Annotated in this window: 13 protein-coding genes; 6 read left to right on the top strand and 7 right to left on the bottom strand. The window is 74.7% G+C overall.

Annotated elements, in window-relative coordinates:
* Positions 1-67 precede the first annotated feature (67 nt).
* Positions 68-3,529 carry an indolepyruvate ferredoxin oxidoreductase family protein gene (locus JOE68_RS25995; protein WP_204844906.1) on the bottom strand — a complete coding sequence of 1,154 codons (3,462 nt, stop codon included), beginning with the start codon at positions 3,527-3,529 and terminating at the stop codon, positions 68-70.
* 158 nt (positions 3,530-3,687) lie between these two features.
* On the opposite strand from JOE68_RS25995, the gene JOE68_RS26000 reads away from it, so the two are divergent.
* Positions 3,688-4,149, top strand: a complete 462-nt coding sequence (locus JOE68_RS26000) for an Lrp/AsnC family transcriptional regulator (RefSeq protein ID WP_204844907.1) — start codon at positions 3,688-3,690, stop codon at positions 4,147-4,149.
* 9 nt (positions 4,150-4,158) lie between these two features.
* Here JOE68_RS26000 and JOE68_RS26005 read toward each other — a convergent pair whose 3' ends face one another.
* Positions 4,159-4,728 (bottom strand): TetR/AcrR family transcriptional regulator, encoded by a 570-nt coding sequence (locus JOE68_RS26005; RefSeq protein ID WP_239562355.1) that lies wholly within the window; start codon positions 4,726-4,728, stop codon positions 4,159-4,161.
* A 91-nt stretch (positions 4,729-4,819) separates the two neighbouring features.
* Here JOE68_RS26005 and JOE68_RS26010 point away from each other — a divergent pair, with 91 nt between their 5' ends.
* A complete protein-coding gene (locus JOE68_RS26010; protein WP_204846401.1) occupies positions 4,820-5,083 on the top strand; it encodes a hypothetical protein in 264 nt (87 codons plus the stop codon).
* Between the two features lie 84 nt (positions 5,084-5,167).
* On the opposite strand, the gene JOE68_RS26015 is transcribed toward JOE68_RS26010, so the two are convergent.
* A complete protein-coding gene (locus JOE68_RS26015; protein WP_204844909.1) occupies positions 5,168-5,683 on the bottom strand; it encodes an OsmC family protein in 516 nt (171 codons plus the stop codon).
* A 227-nt stretch (positions 5,684-5,910) separates the two neighbouring features.
* Here JOE68_RS26015 and cph point away from each other — a divergent pair, with 227 nt between their 5' ends.
* Positions 5,911-6,732, top strand: a complete 822-nt coding sequence (cph, locus tag JOE68_RS26020) for a capreomycin phosphotransferase (RefSeq protein ID WP_204844910.1) — start codon at positions 5,911-5,913, stop codon at positions 6,730-6,732.
* On the opposite strand, the gene JOE68_RS26025 is transcribed toward cph, so the two are convergent.
* Positions 6,723-6,953: a hypothetical protein gene (locus JOE68_RS26025; RefSeq protein WP_204844911.1), complete on the bottom strand. Its 231-nt coding sequence runs from the start codon at positions 6,951-6,953 to the stop codon at positions 6,723-6,725. The two genes, cph and JOE68_RS26025, sit on opposite strands and share 10 nt — an antisense overlap.
* Before the next feature lie 32 nt (positions 6,954-6,985).
* Positions 6,986-8,311, bottom strand: a complete 1,326-nt coding sequence (locus JOE68_RS26030; protein WP_204844912.1) for a M20/M25/M40 family metallo-hydrolase — start codon at positions 8,309-8,311, stop codon at positions 6,986-6,988.
* Between the two features lie 160 nt (positions 8,312-8,471).
* On the opposite strand from JOE68_RS26030, the gene JOE68_RS26035 reads away from it, so the two are divergent.
* The 3 genes from JOE68_RS26035 to dnaE all read left to right on the top strand — a co-directional run bounded on the left by JOE68_RS26035 (position 8,472) and on the right by dnaE (position 15,361).
* Complete coding sequence (locus JOE68_RS26035; RefSeq protein WP_204844913.1) at positions 8,472-10,760, top strand: Orn/Lys/Arg family decarboxylase; 2,289 nt, start codon at positions 8,472-8,474, stop codon at positions 10,758-10,760.
* Between the two features lie 61 nt (positions 10,761-10,821).
* Positions 10,822-11,664, top strand: a complete 843-nt coding sequence (locus JOE68_RS26040) for a hypothetical protein (RefSeq protein ID WP_204844914.1) — start codon at positions 10,822-10,824, stop codon at positions 11,662-11,664.
* Positions 11,665-11,815: 151 nt separating this feature from the next.
* A complete protein-coding gene (gene dnaE, locus JOE68_RS26045; RefSeq protein ID WP_204844915.1) occupies positions 11,816-15,361 on the top strand; it encodes a DNA polymerase III subunit alpha in 3,546 nt (1,181 codons plus the stop codon).
* Between the two features lie 273 nt (positions 15,362-15,634).
* On the opposite strand, the gene JOE68_RS26050 is transcribed toward dnaE, so the two are convergent.
* On the bottom strand, positions 15,635-15,913 hold the full coding sequence (locus tag JOE68_RS26050; RefSeq protein ID WP_307819902.1) for a hypothetical protein: 279 nt from the start codon (positions 15,911-15,913) through the stop codon (positions 15,635-15,637).
* A 454-nt stretch (positions 15,914-16,367) separates the two neighbouring features.
* Complete coding sequence (locus JOE68_RS26055; protein ID WP_204844917.1) at positions 16,368-17,996, bottom strand: S8 family serine peptidase; 1,629 nt, start codon at positions 17,994-17,996, stop codon at positions 16,368-16,370.
* Between the last annotated feature and the right edge of the window lie 381 nt (positions 17,997-18,377).

Consider the following 18,377-nt stretch of genomic DNA (forward strand, 5'->3'; position numbering starts at 1 on the left):
CGGCGGTCGTCGCGAGAGGGGCCGCCGCCCGCCGCGCAGCCCGCGGGCGTGACCGCCGGCAGGGCGGTCACCCCGCGTCGCGGGGGCCTGCGCTCGCGGTGGGCACGGTGGCGGGCGCCAGGCCGGCCAGGATCTCCGCCTGCCGCCGCCGGTAGCGCCGGACGTTGGCCAGCTTCACCTCCTCGTACCCGCGCACCAGGTCCGGCAGCGCGGCCAGCTCCGCGACCGCCGCCGGGTCCGCGCCGGCGGACGGGAGCGCCGCGAGCACCGCGGCCCGGTACTCGCCCACCAGCTCCCGCTCGACCCGGCGCACCCCGGCGTAGCCGAAGACGTCCAGCCGGGTGCCGCGCAGCCGGCGCAGCGCGTGCAGCAGCCGGAACACCGGGCGGAACCACGGGCCGAGCGCGACCTTGCGCCGCACCCCCAGCGCCCGCAGCACGGGCGGGTGCAGGCGGTGGGCGAAGCGGGCCGCGTCGCCGAACTCGGCCTTGATCCGCCGCTCCAGCCCGGGGTCCAGCGACAGCCGCGCGACCTCGTACTCGTCCTTGTAGGCCATCAGCTTGTGGAGGTGGCGCGCGACCTGCTCGGTCACCCGCGTCGGGCCGCCCTCCAGCACCCGCACCCGCTCCACGAACCGGGCGTAGTCGCGGGCGTAGCGCTCGTCCTGGTAGGCCACCAGGTCGGGCACCCGGACGTCGAGCAGGCGGGCCAGCTCCGAGCCCGGCTCGGCGCGCACCAGCGCCCGGACCCGCGCGGCGGCCGGCCCGTGCGCCGCCGGCGGCTCCGCCACCGCCGGGACCGGCGCGGCCGGCGGCGCGGCCACCAGCCGGCGGCCGTGGCGGAAGGCTTGCACGTTCTTCGCGACGGCCACCCCGTTCAGCTCGATCGCCCGCTCCAGCGCCGAGGCGGTCAGCGGCAGCGCCCCGGTCTGGTAGGCGACCCCCAGCAGCAGGACGTTGGCGAACTGGCCGTCGCCGAACAGCTCCTCGGCCACCGCGCGGGCGTCCAGCGCGACGGTCCGCGCGGTCGCCGACTCCAGCGCCGAGCGCACCCGCTCCGGCTCGGGGAACGACACCGACGTGTCGACCACCATGCGGCCGGTGGGCACCTCGGTGGTGGACACGACGGCCGTGGTGCGCGCCGGGTCGGCCGCCGCCAGGTGCGCCGGGTCCGCGCCGACCAGCGCGTCGCACGCCAGGTACAGGTCGCACTCGCCGGCGGCGAGCTTGGGCGCCCGGTCGACCGGGACCTCGCCGACCTTCACGTCCGACACCACCGCGCCGCCCTTCTGGGCCAGGCCGGTCTGGTCGAGGGTGCGCACGTGCCGGCCGTCCAGGACCGCCGCGGTGGCCAGGACCTGCCCGACGGTCACCACGCCCGTCCCGCCGATGCCGGTGACGCGCACCGCGAAGTCCACCCCGGGCCCGCGCTCGGGCTCGGGCGTGGCGTCCGGGCCCAGTTCGGCGGACTCCGCGCGGGGCCGGGCGCCGCCGGGCACGACCGTCACGAACGAGGGGCAGTCGCCCTCCAGGCACGAGTAGTCCACGTTGCACGACGACTGGTGGATCGCGGTCTTGCGGCCGAACTCGGTGTCCACCGGCTGCACGGACAGGCAGTTGGACTTGGCGCCGCAGTCACCGCACCCCTCGCACACCCGCTCGTTGACCACGACCCGCGTCGCCGGCGCCTGCTGCTCGCCGCGGCGGCGCTTGCGGCGCTTCTCCGCCGCGCACTCCTGGTCGTGGATCAGCACCGTGACACCGGGGACCGCGGCCAGCTCCTGCTGCGCGCGCAGCAGTTCCGACCGGTCGCGCACCTCCACGCCGGGCGGGAAGGACCGGCGGCGCAGCCTGCGCGGCGCGTCGCTGGTGACCACGACCTTGCGCACGCCTTCGAGCAGCAGCAGCGCGGCGATCCGCTCCACCGGCAGCCCGCCGACCGCGTCCTGGCCGCCGGTCATCGCGACCGCCGAGTTGTGCAGCAGCTTGTAGGTGACGTTCACGCCCGCCGCGACCGCCGCGCGCACCGCGAGGCTGCCGGAGTGGGTGAACGTGCCGTCGCCGATGTTCTGGGTGAAGTGGTCGGCCTCGACGAACGGCGCCATGCCGATCCACTGCGCGCCCTCGCCGCCCATCTGGGTCACGCCGACCACCGTGCCCACCTGCTCGGGCTCCATGAACAGCGCCATGGTGTGGCAGCCGATGCCGCCGCCCACCAGCGTGCCCTCCGGGACCCTGGTGGAGGAGTTGTGCGGGCAGCCGGAGCAGAAGTAGGGCGTGCGGGCCAGCAGCGGCACCGCGATCCGCTCCCGCCGCCCGCGCCGCCGCCACGCCTCGACCGGCTCGATCCCCAGCGGGGCCAGCACCCGGGCCAGGCCCGCGGCGATGCGCTCCGGGTCCAGCTCGCCCGCCTCGCCGAACAGCGCGCGGCCGTCCGGCCCGGTCTTGCCGTGCACGGCGGGCGCGCCGGTCCGGCCGTAGAGCAGGTCCTTGACGGCGGCCTCGACGAACGACCGCTTCTCCTCCACGACGACGACCTGCTCCAGCCCGTCGGCGAACTCCCGCACGACCCCCGGCTCGACCGGGTGGATCACGCCGAGCTTGAGCACGCGCACGCCGTGCCGGGCCAGGGCGGCGTCGTCCAGGCCGAGGTCGCGCAGCGCCTGGCGGACGTCCAGGTAGGACTTGCCGGCGGTGATGATCCCGACCCGGTCGTGCGGCGTGCGGCGCACGACCCGGTTCACGCCCGAGGCGCGCACGTACTCCAGCGCCAGCGGCAGCCGCACGGTGAACAGGCCGCGCTCCAGCGCCGCCAGCTCCCCGCCCAGCAGCCGGGAGGTCGGCCGGTGCCGGTAGGCGCCCTCCGGCAGCGCCGGCGCGGCCCACCCCCGGCGGACGGTCGCGGTGCCGGAGGCGTCGGCGACGTTCGCGACCACCTTCAGCGCGGACCACACCCCGGCGGCCCGCGACAGCTCCACCGCGTGCAGGCCGAAGTCCAGCACGTCCTGCGGGTCGGCCGGGAAGAACACCGGCACCGCCAGGTCCGCCAGCGCCTGCTCCGAGGCGCACGGCACGGTGGAGGACTTCGCGTTCGGGTCGTCGCCCACCAGCGCGACCGCCCCGCCGCGCGGGTCGGCGCCGGCGAGGTTGGCGTGCCGCAACGCGTCGGTCGCGCGGTCCAGGCCCGGCGCCTTGCCGTACCAGACGCCGGTCACGCCGTCGTAGCGGCGGCCGGGCAGCGTCGCGGTGAGCTGGCTGCCCAGCACGGAGGTGGCGGCCAGCTCCTCGTTCAGGCCCGGCCGGTGCACCACGTCGTGCCCGGCCAGCAGCGCCGCCCGGCGGGCCAGCTCCAGGTCGTAGCCGGCCAGCGGCGAACCCTCGTAGCCGGACACGAACACCGCCGTGCGCGACCCGGTCGCCCGGTCGTGCCGCACCCGGTCGAACAGCAGCCGCACCAGCGCCTGCACACCGGTGAGGTGGACGACGCCCTCCTCCCGGAGGTAGCGGTCCTCCAACGTGAACGCCTCCACGACCCCTCCGCCCAGACGTGCCTGCGATGCGGGTCACACCACACGACCGGCGAGCCCGGGCGCAACATCGAGCCGCGTTCTCGCGCCGTCGACGCAAAGGAAACCGGGTTATCGCCGGCCGGCGGCACTTCCTTTGCGCGCGAACTACCCTGCGGGCCATGCCCGAACCGCTGGTGGACGCCATCGACCACGAGATCCTGGCCCTGCTGCGCGAGGACGCCCGCCGGACGCTGTCCGACATCGCCGGGCGCGTCACCCTCTCCACGGCCGCGGTCAAGCGGCGCATCGACCGGCTCCAGCAGGTCGGCGTGATCACCGGGTTCACCGTGCAGGTCGACCACGCCAAGCTGGGCTGGGGCATCGAGGCGTTCACCGAGCTGAGGTTCGCGGGCACCACCAAGGTCGCCGACATCCTCGGCACGACCACGCGGATGCCCGAGGCGCAGGCCGTGTTCACCATCGCCGGCGACCCCGACGCCCTGGTGTGGCTGCGCGTGCGCGACATGGCGCACCTGCAGCGCACCATCGACGAGATCCGCCGCCACCACCAGGTGACCGGCACGAAGACGCTGATAGCGCTGGACTCCTGGGCCCGCGGCCAGGACCGGCCGACCCGCTGAGCGCGCGGCTCAGCCCGGGGGCCCCGCCGGGAACAGGGTCTCCAGGACGTCCGCGGTGACGGCCGCGGCGTCGACCTCCCGGTCCACGCAGCGGCGCAGGGCGAGGCCCGCGCCCAGCGCTCCCAGCACGACGACGGTGCGGTCCGGCGGCAGGGCGGACCGCACGCCCAGGCGGTCGCAGTGCCGGGTCAGCAGCGCCGCCAACTCCTCGTCGTGGCGCCGCTGGGCGGCGACCACCGCCGCCGCGGTGGCGGGCTGCCGGGCCGTCGCCGCCAGCACCTCCGCCGCCGCCGCGCTCCACCGCGCGGCCTCCTCGTCCGGCGGGCCGGGAGGAGCCAGGGCGGCGAGCAGTTCCGCGCGCGACGACGCGCCGTCGAACGCGGCGCGCAGGGCCGAGAGGTGGGCCTGCGCGCGGGCGTCGAGGACGGCCTGCCACAGCCCCTCCTTGCCGCCGAAGTGCTTGTAGAGCGCCCCGCGCGTGTAGCCGGCCTCCGCCGCGACCTCCTCGACCGTCGCCGCGAGGTACCCGCGCCGCAGGAACACCACCCGGCCCGCCGCCACCAGCCGCTCGCGGGTCAACTGCTGCGACTGCGCGCGCGTGGGCCTGGCCGGCCGGCCGGTTCGGTGACGGTCTGTTTCCGGATACACGGTGTTACCGTACCGTGGGTCCGTGACCGTTCTCGTGTCGTCCTTACCGGCCCTCGTGTTCTTCGCGGTCCTGGCGGGCTTCGCCTGGCTGGCCGAGCGGGCGCGCCGACGCGGCAGCGGCCACTCGCTCATGGCGCCGTTCGAGGAGATCTGGGACCCCGGGGCGCACCGGACGCACATCGAGGTCCAGGTCCGCGCCGAGCGCAGGTCGCCCGCGCCGTCGCCCGGCGACCCGCCCGACCTGCCCGACCTGCCCCCACCCGCGCGAACCCGCCCGACGCCGTAGCCGGTCCGGTCGTGTGCCGTGGCCGTCGTGCGCCGGGGCCGTCGTGCGCCGGGGCGGGCCGCCGGCGCGACCCGCCCGCCGCGCTCAGACCCGCTCGATGCTCACCGGCACCGCGCTGCCCAGCGTGTGCCCGACGGGGGAGGAGGCCACCACCCTGGCGTGCAGCGCATCCAGCTCGGCCTGCGGCGCGTCCGACACGAGCCGCACCCTCGCCGTGATCGAGTCGAACCCGGCGTGCCCCTGCGCCAACCCCAGGAACACCCGCAGGTCGATGTCGCCGCGCACGTCGACGTCGAGCCGCTCGATCGCGATCCCGGCGGCCGTGGCGTTGGCCGCGTACCCGACGGCCAGGCAGTTGCCCAGCGCGCCGAGCAGCTGCTCCACCGGGTTGGCCGCGCTGTCGCCGCCGCCGAGCGCGGTCGGCTCGTCGGAGGGCGTGGGGGCGAACCCGCGCACCTTCGCCTCCGACCGGAACCCGCCCCGCCAGCCGACGTGCGCGGCCCACGTGGTCTTGGCCTTGGCCTCGTCCTGCGCGACGGCCGCGACGAGCGCGCCCACCGCCTCGACGTCGACGTCGTTCAACCTGGTCCCGACGGTCATCGCGGGTCCTCCTCCGGATCACGGCGCGGCGCGGCGGGCCCGCGCGAGCAGTGGGCAGTGTGCGCCGCCGGTCGGCCCGCCGACAGGGGCCACCACGTCCTGGGACGGCGCCGCCGCGCGGGAATGCGCCGGCGCCGCCCACGACGTGGACGGCCACCGCCCAGCCCTCGAACGCCCCGCGGGAAACCGCTCGCCAGGCCCGCGCGGCCACGACACCATGTCCGGGCATGACCCCGCCCCGCCTCCTCGACGTCGTCCGGCGCGCCCACCCCGACCTCGACCCCGGTGACGTCGCCTTCCGCAGCGGCCAGTCCCACGACGTGCTGATCACGCCCGACCGGGTGTTCCGGTTCGCCAGGACGGCCGAGGCCGCCGCCGGGCTGCCCCGCCGCGCCGCCCTGCTGGCCGCGCTGGACCGGCTCGACCTGGGCGTGGCGGTCCCGGCCCCCGTCGCGCCGGCCGGCGACGGCTTCCTGGTGCTGCGCCGGCTGCCCGGGGCGCCGCTGGACCGGCGGGCGGCCACCGCGGCGGCCGGGCGGGTGGCCGCCGAGTACGCCCGCCTGCTGCGGGCACTGGCCGCCCACCGCCCGGCCGACCTGCCCACCGCGGACCCGCACCGGTGGGCGCGGTTCGCCCGGGACGTCCGGGCCGAGCTGTCCGGCCTCATGCACGACGCCGGCCGGGAGCGCGCCGAGCGCGAGCTGTCGGCCGTGCTCGACCTCGACCACGTCGCCACCGGGCTCGTGCACGGCGACCTCGGCGGCGAGAACGCGCTGTGGCGGCTCGACGGCGCCGGGCCCCGGCTGACCGGCGTCGTGGACTGGGACGACGTCGCCGTCGGCGACCCCGCCGAGGACCTCGCCGCGATCGGCGCGAGCTACGGCCCCGACCTGCTCGACCGGGTCATCGCGCTGCTCGGCGCCGACCGCGCGCCCACCTGGCGGCGGGTCAGGGCCTACCAGGGCACCTTCGCCCTGCAACAGGCGCTGGCCGGCGCGCGCGACGGCGACGACGGGGACCTGGCCGACGGCCTGGCCGGCTACCGCTGAGCGGGCGGCGCGGCCGTCCCGGCGCGGGCGGCGCGGTCACCGCCGGGGTGCCCCGGACCGCGCCACCCCGCGCCGCCGCCGCGCCGACCAGCCCCGGCCGCCGACCAGCCCCGCCCGCCGACCGCGCCGGCCTCCGGGCACAGCCGGTCCTGGTCGTCGACCGCGCCCGCTCCACCACCGTGCCGCTGCCCCTCCCGCCGCCGGGCCCCGCGTGCTCCCACGACCGGACCAGCCCCGGCGGCGCGGCGCGCGGTCAGGAGCTGCGCAGGAACCGGTCGAGCACGCGGACGCCGAAGCGCAGCGCGTCGACCGGCACCCGCTCGTCCACCCCGTGGAACAGCGCGGTGAAGTCCAGGTCGGCGGGCAGCTTCAGCGGCGCGAAGCCGAAGTTGCGGATGCCCAGCTGCTGGAAGGACTTCGCGTCCGTGCCGCCCGAGAGCATGTACGGCAGCACGCGCGCGCCCGGGTCCTCGGCCGTGATCGACGCCGTCATCGCGTCCACCAGCGCGCCGTCGAAGGTCGTCTCCACCGGCGGCAGCCCCAGCCACTCCCGCTCCACGTCCGGGCCGAGCAGCTCGGCCAGCTCGCGGTCGAACGCCTCCTCCCGGCCGGGCAGGATGCGGCAGTCCACGGTGGCCTCGGCGGTCGAGGGGATGACGTTGGCCTTGTAGCCGGCCGACAGCATGGTCGGGTTGGCGGTGTCGCGGATGGTCGCCCCGATCATCCGCGACAGCGCGCCCAGCTTGCCGATCGAGCCCTCCAGGTCGTCCTCGGGGAACTCCAGCCCGGTGATCTCCGAGACGCCCGCCAGGAACTCCCGCACCGACGGCGTGAGCACGACCGGGAACCGGTGCTGCCCCAGCCTGGTCACCGCCGCGGCCAGCTTCGCCACCGCGTTGTCGCGGTGGATCATCGACCCGTGCCCGGCGGTGCCGCGCACCCGCAGCTTGAGCCACCGGATGCCCTTCTCCGCGGTCTCCACCAGGTAGGCCCGCACGTCGTCCTTCAGCGTGATGGAGAACCCGCCCACCTCGCTGACCGCCTCGGTGACCCCCTCGAACAGCTCGGGCCGGTTGTCCACCAGCCACTTGGCCCCGTACACCCCGCCCGCCTCCTCGTCGGCGAGGAACGCGAAGACCAGGTCGCGCGGCGGCGTCACGCCGTCCCGCTTGAACCGCCGGGCCACGGCCAGCGTCATCGCGACCATGTCCTTCATGTCGACCGCGCCGCGGCCCCACACGTAGCCGTCCTGCACGGCCCCCGAGAACGGGTGCACCGACCACTCCGACGGGTCGGCCGGCACCACGTCCAGGTGACCGTGCACCAGCAGCGCGCCCCGCGAGGGGTCGGCGCCGGCCAGCCGCGCCACGACGTTGCCGCGGCCCTTGGCGCCGGACTCGACGTAGGTCGTCTCGTAGCCGACCTCGGCCAGCTTGTCCGCCACCCACTCGGCGGCGGCGCGCTCCCCGACCAGCGTCTCCGGATCCCCGGTGTTGGTCGTGTCGATCCTGATCAACTCACTGGCGAGGGCGACGACCTCGTCCTGCGCCACCCGGAGGCCCTCTTCGACGTTGCTCACCGGGCTTTCCTACCACTGCCGCCGGCCGGCGGGCCGCCCAGGCGCGCGCCGCGGCCCCCCGGGCCGCCGGCCCCGGTCATCCGTTCGATGCATCGACAACAGGGCCATTCGGACGCACAGTGTGTGTTCGTCCCATCCCGCGAGTGGCGAGGAGCCCGCCGTGGCGCGTTCGACGATCCTGGTGGCGGTGGACGACGAGGCGGACGGCTCGGTGCCGGCCGACCAGCTGCGGGCGCTGTGCGGGCGGCTGGGCGAGCAGGGGCACGCCGTGGCGCGGGCGCGCACCGCCCGCGACGCGCTCGCGCTGACCCAGTCCCGCGCCGACCTCGCCGCGGCGGTGGTCGGGTGGGACCTGGGCGCGGCCGACGGGCGCCGCCCCGCCGAGGAGGTGCTCAGGGCGCTGATGGCCCGGTTCACCCGGCTGCCGGTGTTCCTGGTGCCCACCGGCGACGCCGTGGACGAGGTGCCGCTGTGGGTCTCGGAGGTCGTCAGCGGGTACGTCTGGCTGCTGGAGGACACCCCGGACTTCATCGCGGGCCGCATCGGCTTCGCGGCCACCCGCTACCTCGACGAGGTCCTGCCGCCGTTCTTCCGGGAGCTGCGCCGCTTCGACGACACCCACGAGTACTCGTGGCACACCCCGGCGCACGCGGGCGGGGTCGCGTTCCTGAAGTCGCCGGTCGGCCGGGCCTTCTTCGACTACTACGGCGAGCGGCTGCTGCGCACCGACCTGTCGATCTCGGTCGGGGAGCTGGGCTCGCTGTTCGAGCACACCGGCCCGATCGGCGACGCCGAGCGCAACGCCGCCCGCGTCTTCGGCGCGGACGCGACCTACTTCGTGGTGCACGGCTGCTCGACGGCCGACCGGATGGTCTGCCACGCCAGCGTCGCCGCCGACGAGGTGGTGCTGGTCGACCGCAACTGCCACAAGGCGATCTACCACGGCCTGACCATCACCGGCGGCCGGCCGGTGTACCTGGTGCCCACGCGCAACGGCTACGGCCTGATGGGCCCGATCCCGCCCGCCGCCCTGGCCGCGGGCGCGGTCGCCGACGGCGTCCGCGCCAGCCCGCTGGCCCGCGGCGCGGTCGGCCCCGACCCGGTCTACGCGGTGATCACCAACTCCACCTACGACGGGCTGTGCTACGACGCCGTTCGGGTGGCCGAGCTGCTCGGCGCGAGCGTGCCGCGGCTGCACCTGGACGAGGCGTGGTTCGCCTACGCCCGGTTCAACCCGCTCTACGCGCGCCGGTACGGCATGTCGGTCGGCGAGGTGCCCGACGAGGTGCGGCCGACGGTGTTCTCCACCCAGTCCACGCACAAGCTGCTGGCCGCCCTGTCGCAGGGCTCCATGGTGCACGTCAAGAACTCGCCGCGCTCGCCGGTGGAGCACCGGCAGTTCAACGAGACGTTCATGATGCACGCGACGACCTCCCCGCTGTACCCGATGCTCGCCTCGCTCGACGTCGCGGCGGGCATGATGGACGGCCCCGCCGGGCGGTGGCTCACCGACGAGGCGATCACCGAGGCCGTCCGGTTCCGGCAGGCCGTCGCGCGGCTGGGCAGGCGGATCGCCGAGGCCGGCGACCGGCCCGACTGGTTCTTCGGCACCTGGCAGCCGGACGTGGTCACCGACCCGGCCACCGGGCGGGTCCACGCGTTCGCCGACGCGCCGCTGGACCTGCTGCGCACCGAGCCGACGTGCTGGCAGCTCGCGCCCGGCGCCGACTGGCACGGCTTCGACGGCCTGGCGGAGGGCTACTGCCTGCTCGACCCGATCAAGGTGACCATCACCTGCCCCGGCGCCGACGCCAGGGGCGCCCCGGCCGCCACCGGCATCCCGGCGCGCGTGCTGACCGCCTACCTGGAGACCCGCCGCATCGTCGTGGAGAAGACCGACGCCTACACCTGCCTGGTGCTGTTCTCGATGGGCATCACCAAGGGCAAGTGGGGCACCCTGCTGGACGCCCTGACGGACTTCAAGCTCCTCTACGACTCCGCCGCGCCGCTGGGCGAGGTGCTGCCCGCGCTGGTGCGCGCCCACCCGGACCGGTACGGGGGGCTGACCCTGCCCGAGCTGTGCGACCAGGTGCACGCCCAACTCAGCGGCGGTGACCTGGTCCCGCTGCTGGACGAGGCGTTCACCCACCCGCCGCACCCCGCGCTGACCCCGGGCCAGACCTACCAGCGCCTGATCCGCGGCGGCGCGGAACCGGTGCGGCTGGCCGACCTCGCCGACCGCGTGGTGGCCACGATGGTCGTCACCACGCCGCCCGGCATCCCGGTCCTCATGCCCGGCGAGTCGGCCGGCGCCGCCGACAGCGCGACCCTGCGCTACCTGCGTACGCTCGAGGCGTTCGACCGGCGGTTCCCCGGTTTCGCCAGCGAGACCCACGGCGTCACCCGGGACGCCGCGGGCGACTACTGGATCACCTGCCTGCGGCGGTAGCCGGCGGCGGGCGCCCGCCGCCGACCGGGAGGGCGCCCGGCCGGGGGAGTGGAGGTGCGCGATGGCCGGCAAGCGGGTGCTCGCCGCGGCGGCGGTGGGCGCGCTGCTCGCGGCGGGGTGCTCCGCCGAGCGCGGCCGACCGTCGCCCGCCCCGCCGTCGCAGGAGATCCGGGCCACCGACTTCGCCGACGCCGAGTGGCACGACGCGGTCTTCGGGACCACCGTCCGCCTGGTCGGCGGCCGGGCCGAGGTCGACCTCGACCCGGTGTTCTACCCCGGCGGCGTCTCGTGGCGGCTGCTCGACGCGCCCGCCTACACCGACATCGACGGCGACGGCGACGAGGACGCCGCGGTCGGCCTGCGCAGCGCGGGCGGGCAGACCGCCGCCACCAGCTGGTACCTGTGGCTGTGGCAGGACGGCCGCGCGGTGCAGGTGCGCCGCCCCGCCGTCTCGGTCTCGCGGTGCGAGGGGCCCATCGAGTCGGTGACGGCGAAACCCGGCGCCATCGGCGTCCGGCTGCTCGTCGCCGGGTCCCCGCAGGACACCTGCGCCAGCGGCGGCAGCGTGCCGGTCACCTTCGAGGTGGGCCTGCGCGACGGGTGGCCGGTGCGCACCAGCCCCGCGTTCGGCCCGGTCGAGACGTGCAACCCCCGCGACCTGACCACGGAGCTGACCCCGCCCGGCGAGGTGCAGCTGCGGGTGGCGGGCGACCCGTCGGCCCCCGCGGTCGCCGACCGCACCCGCTACCCCGCGGTGCTGGTCGACGACCTCGTGGTCAACCCCTACCGGCTGCCCGGCCGCAAGCCGACCGACTGGCACCTCGTGCTGGCCCTCCTGCCCGCCGACAGCGGCCCCCGCGAGGTGTGCGGCTGGGCGCACGTCGACGAGCTCCTGCCGCGCTGAGCGGTCCCGCCCCCGTGCCGCCCGGCGGCCTCTTCCCGGTCTGACAACCGGCGGTTGTGGGAAATGGGCGTGTCGGTTGTTGGACACGGCCGACCGGACTCGGGTCGAATGCCCGAGGAATCCGCGAGACCGTTCCGAGGGGAGTCGGCGATTGTCCTCGTTCGTCCACCTGCACGTCCACACCGAGTACTCGATGCTCGACGGCGCGGCCAAGGTCGCTCCGCTGTTCGCCGAGGTGGAACGCCTGGGCATGCCGGCGGTGGCGATGACCGACCACGGCAACGCGTACGGCGCGGACGATTTCTACCGGACCGCCGGGAAAACGGGCATCAAGCCGATCATCGGTATCGAGGCTTATGTCGCTCCGGGCAGCCGGACGCACCGGAAACCGGTTTTCTGGGGTCGGTCGAACCAGCGCGCGACGACCGACGAGGGAATCGGCGGGGACGTTTCCGGCGGCGGCGCGTACACCCACCTGACCATGCTCGCGCGGGACGCGACCGGCCTGCGCAACCTGTTCCGGCTGTCCTCGCTGGCCAGCCTGGAGGGCCACTACCGCAAGCCCCGGATGGACCGCGAGCTGATCGCCGCGCACGCCGAGGGCGTCATCGCCACCACCGGCTGCCCGTCCGGCGAGGTGCAGACCCGGCTGCGGCTCGGGCAGCGGGCCGAGGCGCTGCGCGCCGCCGCCGACTACCGCGACATCTTCGGCCCGGAGAACTTCTTCCTGGAGCTGATGGACCACGGCCTCGCCGTCGAGCGGTCGGTCCGCGACGGCCTGCTGGAGATCGGCGCCCGGCTGGGCCTGCGGCCGGTGGCGACCAACGACTCGCACTACGTCACCCGCGAGCAGGCCGACGCGCACGCCGCGCTGCTGTGCGTGCAGGCGGGCAAGACCCTCGACGACCCGACCCGGTTCAAGTTCGACGGCGAGGGCTACCACCTCAAGCCGGCCGAGGAGATGCGCGCCTACTGGGACGCGCAGGTGCCCGGCGCGGCGGACACGACGCTGCTGATCGCCGAGCGGGTCGAGTCCTACGCCGAGGTGTGGCGGCACCGCGACCGGATGCCGGTCCTCCGGGCGCCCGAGGGCCACGACGTGGACTCGTGGTTCCGCGAGCAGGTCCTGCGCGGCCTGGCGCGGCGGCTGCCCGGCGGCGTGCCAGGGGAGTACCTGAGCCGCGCCGAGTTCGAGGTCGACGTCATCGTGCGCAAGGGCTTCCCGGCCTACTTCCTGATCACCGCCGACCTGATGGACCACGCCCGGGAGGTCGGCATCCGCGTCGGGCCGGGCCGCGGGTCGGCGGCCGGGTCGCTGGTGGCCTACGCGCTGGGCATCACCAACCTCGACCCCATCGAGCACGGCCTGCTGTTCGAGCGCTTCCTCAACCCCGAGCGGGTCTCCATGCCCGACATCGACATGGACTTCGACGACCGGCGGCGCGGCGAGATGGTCCGCTACGCCACCGAGAAGTACGGCGCGGACCGGGTCGCGCAGGTCATCACGTTCGGCCGGATCAAGACCAAGGCGGCGATCAAGGACGCCGCGCGGGTGCACTTCGGGCAGTCCGGCTACGCGCTGGCCGACCGGATCTCCAAGGCGCTGCCGCCGCCCGTCGCGGCCAAGGACATCCCGCTGGCGGGCATCACCGACCCGGCCCACGAGCGCCACCCGGAAGCCGCCGAGGTCCGCGCGCTGATCGAGGCGGACCGGGACGTGGCCACGGTCCTCGACACCGCCCGCGGGCTGGAGGGCCTGGTGCGCAACGCGGGCGTGCACGCGTGCGCGGTCATCATGTCCTCCCAGCCGCTGATCGACGTGATCCCGCTGTGGCGGCGCGACGACGGCGCGGTGATCACCGGCTGGGACTACCCGTCGTGCGAGGCCATCGGCCTGCTCAAGATGGACTTCCTGGGGCTGCGCAACCTGACCGTCATCGGCGACGCCATCGACGACATCCACGCCAACCGCGGCGAGCGGGTCGACCTCGACGCGCTGGGCACCGACGACCCCGGGACCTACGAGCTGCTGGCGCGCGGCGACAGCCTCGGGGTGTTCCAGCTCGACGGCGGGGCCATGCGCGACCTGCTGCGCCGGATGCGCCCCACCGGCTTCGAGGACATCGTCGCGGTCAACGCGCTGTACCGGCCGGGCCCCATGGCGATGAACACCCACAACAACTACGCCGACCGCAAGAACGGCCGGCAGCCGGTCGAGCCGATCCACCCCGAGCTGGCCGAACCGCTGCGCGACATCCTGGCCGAGACCCACGGCCTGGTGGTGTACCAGGAGCAGATCATGCAGATCGCCCAGCGCGTCGCGGGCTTCTCCATGGGGCGCGCGGACGTGCTGCGCCGGGCCATGGGCAAGAAGAAGAAGGACGTGCTGGAGGAGGAGTTCGAGGGCTTCCGCGCCGGGATGCGCGCCAACGGCTTCTCCGACGGGGCCGTGCGCGCGCTGTGGGACACGGTCCTGCCGTTCGCCGGCTACGCGTTCAACAAGTCCCACGCGGCGGGCTACGCGCTGGTCGGCTACTGGACCGCCTACCTCAAGGCCAACTACCCGGCCGAGTACATGGCCGCGCTGCTGACCTCGGTGTCGGACAACAAGGACAAGTCCGCGGTGTACCTGTCCGAGTGCCGCGCGCTGGGCATCCGGGTCATGCCGCCGGACGTCAACGAGTCCTCGCTGCGGTTCTCGGCGGTCGGTGACGACATCCGCTTCGGGCTCGGCGCGGTGCGCAACGTCGGCGCGAACGTCGTCGACTCGATCATCGCGACCCGGGCGGCGAAGGGGGGCTACACCTCGTTCGCCGACTTCATCGAGAAGTCCGAGCTGGTGTGCTGCAACAAGCGCGCGGTCGAGTCGCTGATCAAGGCCGGCGCGTTCGACTCGTTCGGCCACCGCCGGCGCGCGCTGGCGGAGGTGCACGAGGAGGCCGTCGACGCGGTGGTGGGCCTCAAGCGCCGGCGGGCCACGGGCCAGTTCGACCTGTTCGGCGAGGCCGGTGACGCGACCGCCGGCGCGTCGCCGCTGGCCCACCTGCGGTTCGACGCCGAGGAGTGGCCGCGCGGGCAGCTGCTGGGGCTGGAGCGGGAGATGCTGGGCCTGTACGTGTCGGCGCACCCGCTGGACGGGGCCGACCGGCTGCTGCGCCGGCACGCGCCCAGGTCCATCGGGGCGCTGCTGGCCGACCCGCCGCGCGAGGGCGAGGTCGTGGTCGCCGGCATGGTGTCGGCGCTGGAGCGCCGGGTGAACAAGAGGGGCGAGCCCTGGGCCGTCGCGTCGGTCGAGGACCTGGACGCCTCGATCGAGGTGCTGTTCTTCCCGAAGACCTACGCGGCCCTGGCCGGCGGCCTGGCGGAGGACGCCGCGGTCGTGGTGCGCGGCCGGATCAACCGGCGGGAGGACAGGGTGTCGGTCTTCGCCGCCGACCTGACCCCGCTGGACGTGGCCGCCGCCGGGCCGGGGGAACCCCCGCTGGTGCTGGAGCTGGACGCGGCGGAGGTGGACCGGGACGTGGTGGTGGAGCTGCGCACGGCGTTGCAGGCCCACCGGGGCCCGTCACCGGTGCGCATCGAGCTGCGCCACGGGCTGCGCCGCACCGCGCTGGCGGTGGACGACTTCCCGGTGTCGGTCACCTCGGCGCTGCTGGCCGAGCTGCGCTGGCTGCGCGGCGTGCGCGTGCTGCCGTGAGCCGGTCTTCGGTCCGAAGTGGACGGTTGTTCGGGCCGAACGCGCGGATCCGCTGCGGGAGCCCGGTTCCCCGGTCTCCCGCAGCGGATCGTCAAGGCGTCCACCACCGGACCTGCTCCGGGCCGCGACGAGGAACGATCGCGGGGGAGCCTGCCGCTGCCGGGCAACCGCTGCCGGTCAGCGGACTACGACCGGGTCCCGGCCGTCGTCCGCGCCTGGGCCGCCGTGGCGCACGGCGCCCGGTCAGGTGGACCGCCGACCCGACGGGCGATGTCAGTCGTCGTCCTCGTGGTCGCCGTGGTTGTCGCCGGCCGAGGCGTGGGTGTCGCTGGTGTAGGCGCCCTGCGGACCGGCCCAGGACAGGTTCTCATGGTAGTACGTGCCACCGTGGCCATCGGTGCCGGAGACGACGCAGTAGTTCCACGCCCCGTCAGGACCGGCAGCCGAGCTGCTGTGGTGGTAGTGGGTGTCCGCGGACGCGATGCCGGCGGCGCCGATCACGAGAGGGGCCGAAAGAGCGCCGGCGACGAGGAAACGGTACAAGGTACGCACGAGAAAACCTCCATACATAGTGGACCGTGCCATCCCATAGTCGCCATGGATCCGCGGACACGCCGCTTGGATACCGGATCGTGTGACACCGCCTGAGACGCGCCCGACGTGCCCGAAACCTCCACCCCGGAGGGTTTTCGCACGTGGCGGCCGGGTGGCGGGTCGTGCCGGGCCTTCCGGTCGGCCGTGGTCGACAGCGTGCCCCGCGCGGTGCGGGCACGCGCCCCGCCGAGCTGCGGTCCTTTGTGGACTGCCCTCGCGCCGGGTGATCGAGCTGCCCACTCGTTCGAGTGGGCGGTGCGCCGTCATCGCGGTTCGACCGATCAGCGCAAACCCCGAGCGTGTCCGGCTGTCCCGGAAAAGGTCGCCCCTGACCCGATCGGCTGCATCCGAACGGCCGAGGGCCCGCGGACGGGGAACGTCCGCGGGCCCTCGGCGGTGGTGTGCCGGGTGACTAGGAAACGGTCCAGGTGAACGTGGTCTGCGCCGGCCCGGTGTAGCTGTCGCTGGCGTACACGCTGACGGTGTAGGTGCCCGCGACCACCGGGGTGCCCGAGATCTGGCCGGTGGTGCCCGAGATGCCCAGGCCCGGCGGCAGGCCGGTGGCCCAGTAGACCAGCGGGTCGTCGTTGCCGTCCCACGCCTGCATGATCAGGCCCGTCGGCACGCCCACGCTCGACTGCCGCGGCCCGGGGTAGGCGACCCGCTCCGGGAAGTTCACCCCGGCCAGGTAGTTGCCGATGGCCGTGTACAGGTTCGGCAGCGGGCCGATGTGCTGCGTGCCGCTCTGCGCGGTGCCGGTGGCGATCAGGATCTCCCGGGCCTCGGCGGGCGTGAGCACCTCGCCGTCGGCCTCGGCCGCGCTGAGCAGCGACGCCAGCGCGGACGCCACGATCGGCGAGGCGCTCGACGTGCCGCTGAAGTACGCGGTGTAGTTGTCGTTCGGCCCGGTGCCGTGCAGGCCGCCGTAGCCGGTGGTGGTGACGCACTCGCCCCAGCCCTGCAGGTCGACCCGGGTGCCGTAGTTGGAGAAGCCCAGCTTGGACCGCGGGGTGCCGGTGCAGCCGGGCGCGGCGCCGGCGCCGACCAGGATCGCGCCCGAGTCGGGCTTGTCGCTCGGGAAGCGCGGGCCGAAGCACGAGGTGTCGTTGAGGTCCTGGTTGCCGTTGCCGGCGGCCTCCACGACGTGCCGACCGGACTGCACCACGGTGACGATCGCGTCGTACACCGAGTCCCAGACCTCCATGGGCGCCCAGTCGTTGCAGAACGGGACGTGCTGCTCGATCAGGAGGATGTCACCGACGTCCACGCCCGCGCCCGCCGTGAGGATCGCGTTGGCCAGGTCGTAGCCGTTCTCCTGGCTGACGACGTTGGTGTAGTGCAGACCCGCGTCGGGGACCAGGCCGGTCACGCCGAAACCGTTGTCGTCGGCGCCGATCACGCCGGTGACGGCGGTGCCGTGCTCCTTGCTGGACGCGATGATGTCCGGGGTGCCGTTGGGGATGAGCGCGCCGCTCAGCCGCAGCTTGGACAGGTCCTCGTGCTGGGTGTTCCAGCCCTGCTCGAGGTCGACGACCTTGACGTTGCCGCCCTTGCCGCCGGGGACGGTGTGCGCGTAGTCGACGTCGATGCCGCTGCTGGTCACCGAGTCGCCGTAGGTCTGCCCGGCCGACAGGTCCGGCGTGGTGGTGTCGCTGCCCACCGGCTGCGGGTAGGCGACCTCGACGTCGGGCAGCGCGGTCAGCTCCCGCGCGGCGGCCTGGGCGTCCACGCCGGGGGCGAGCCGGACGCGGTGCCACCGCTCCAGGCCCGGCGCCTGCGCCTGCGGCGCCTGGGTGCTGACCGGCCGCAGGACGTTGAGCCGGTTGCCCAGCTGCGCGAACAACGGGGTCGTTCTGGTGATCTCGCGGTCGCTCAACGCCTGCCGCACGGCGGAGATGCCGACCCCGGAGGCCAGCTTGACCTCCAGGACCGCTCCCGCGCCCGCGGGGGCCGCCGCGGCGGCGGGCGCGGACAGCGCCGCGCACCCCGTGCCCGCCAGCAGCGCGGCGGCGAGCAGCGGTAAGGACTTCCTCTTCGTCACAGAAGTTCCCCCTTCTTAGAAGGTCACCGGGAGAGGGCGAGCGGAACCGTCGAGAACTCGCACTGACGCGCGGGCGAACAACGCCGTTCGCCCGGCGGTGCACGGACAAGGGCCGCCTTGGAAATCCCCCAGTGATGTCCCAGCGCCTTCACTCCAGCGCACATCGGCGTCGATGTCCAGCGCCCGGGAACAACGGCCCGTTCCGCCGTCGTGTTCAAGTACGCGTTACCGAATCCTCAAGTCAGGTCAAGGACTTGTTGTGCTGACAGGAACTCCGCGACAACCCCGTCATCCGGCCCACCACCGGGTCCACCGCCGCCAGTGGTCCTGTCCCACTGCGAGACCGAGCCGTTCAGGCCGCCTCCCGGATCGTTGCCGCGC

This window comes from Saccharothrix algeriensis, assembly GCF_016907655.1.
Lineage (GTDB): Bacteria > Actinomycetota > Actinomycetes > Mycobacteriales > Pseudonocardiaceae > Actinosynnema > Actinosynnema algeriense.

What these genes read in the sequence shown, in the direction of transcription:
- JOE68_RS26000 (WP_204844907.1), top strand. Translation starts at nt 3,688, where the DNA reads ATGCCCGAACCGCTGGTGGACGCCATCGACCACGAGATCCTGGCCCTG.
- JOE68_RS26015 (WP_204844909.1), bottom strand. Translation starts at nt 5,683, where the DNA reads ATGACCGTCGGGACCAGGTTGAACGACGTCGACGTCGAGGCGGTGGGC.
- cph (WP_204844910.1), top strand. Translation starts at nt 5,911, where the DNA reads ATGACCCCGCCCCGCCTCCTCGACGTCGTCCGGCGCGCCCACCCCGAC.
- JOE68_RS26040 (WP_204844914.1), top strand. Translation starts at nt 10,822, where the DNA reads ATGGCCGGCAAGCGGGTGCTCGCCGCGGCGGCGGTGGGCGCGCTGCTC.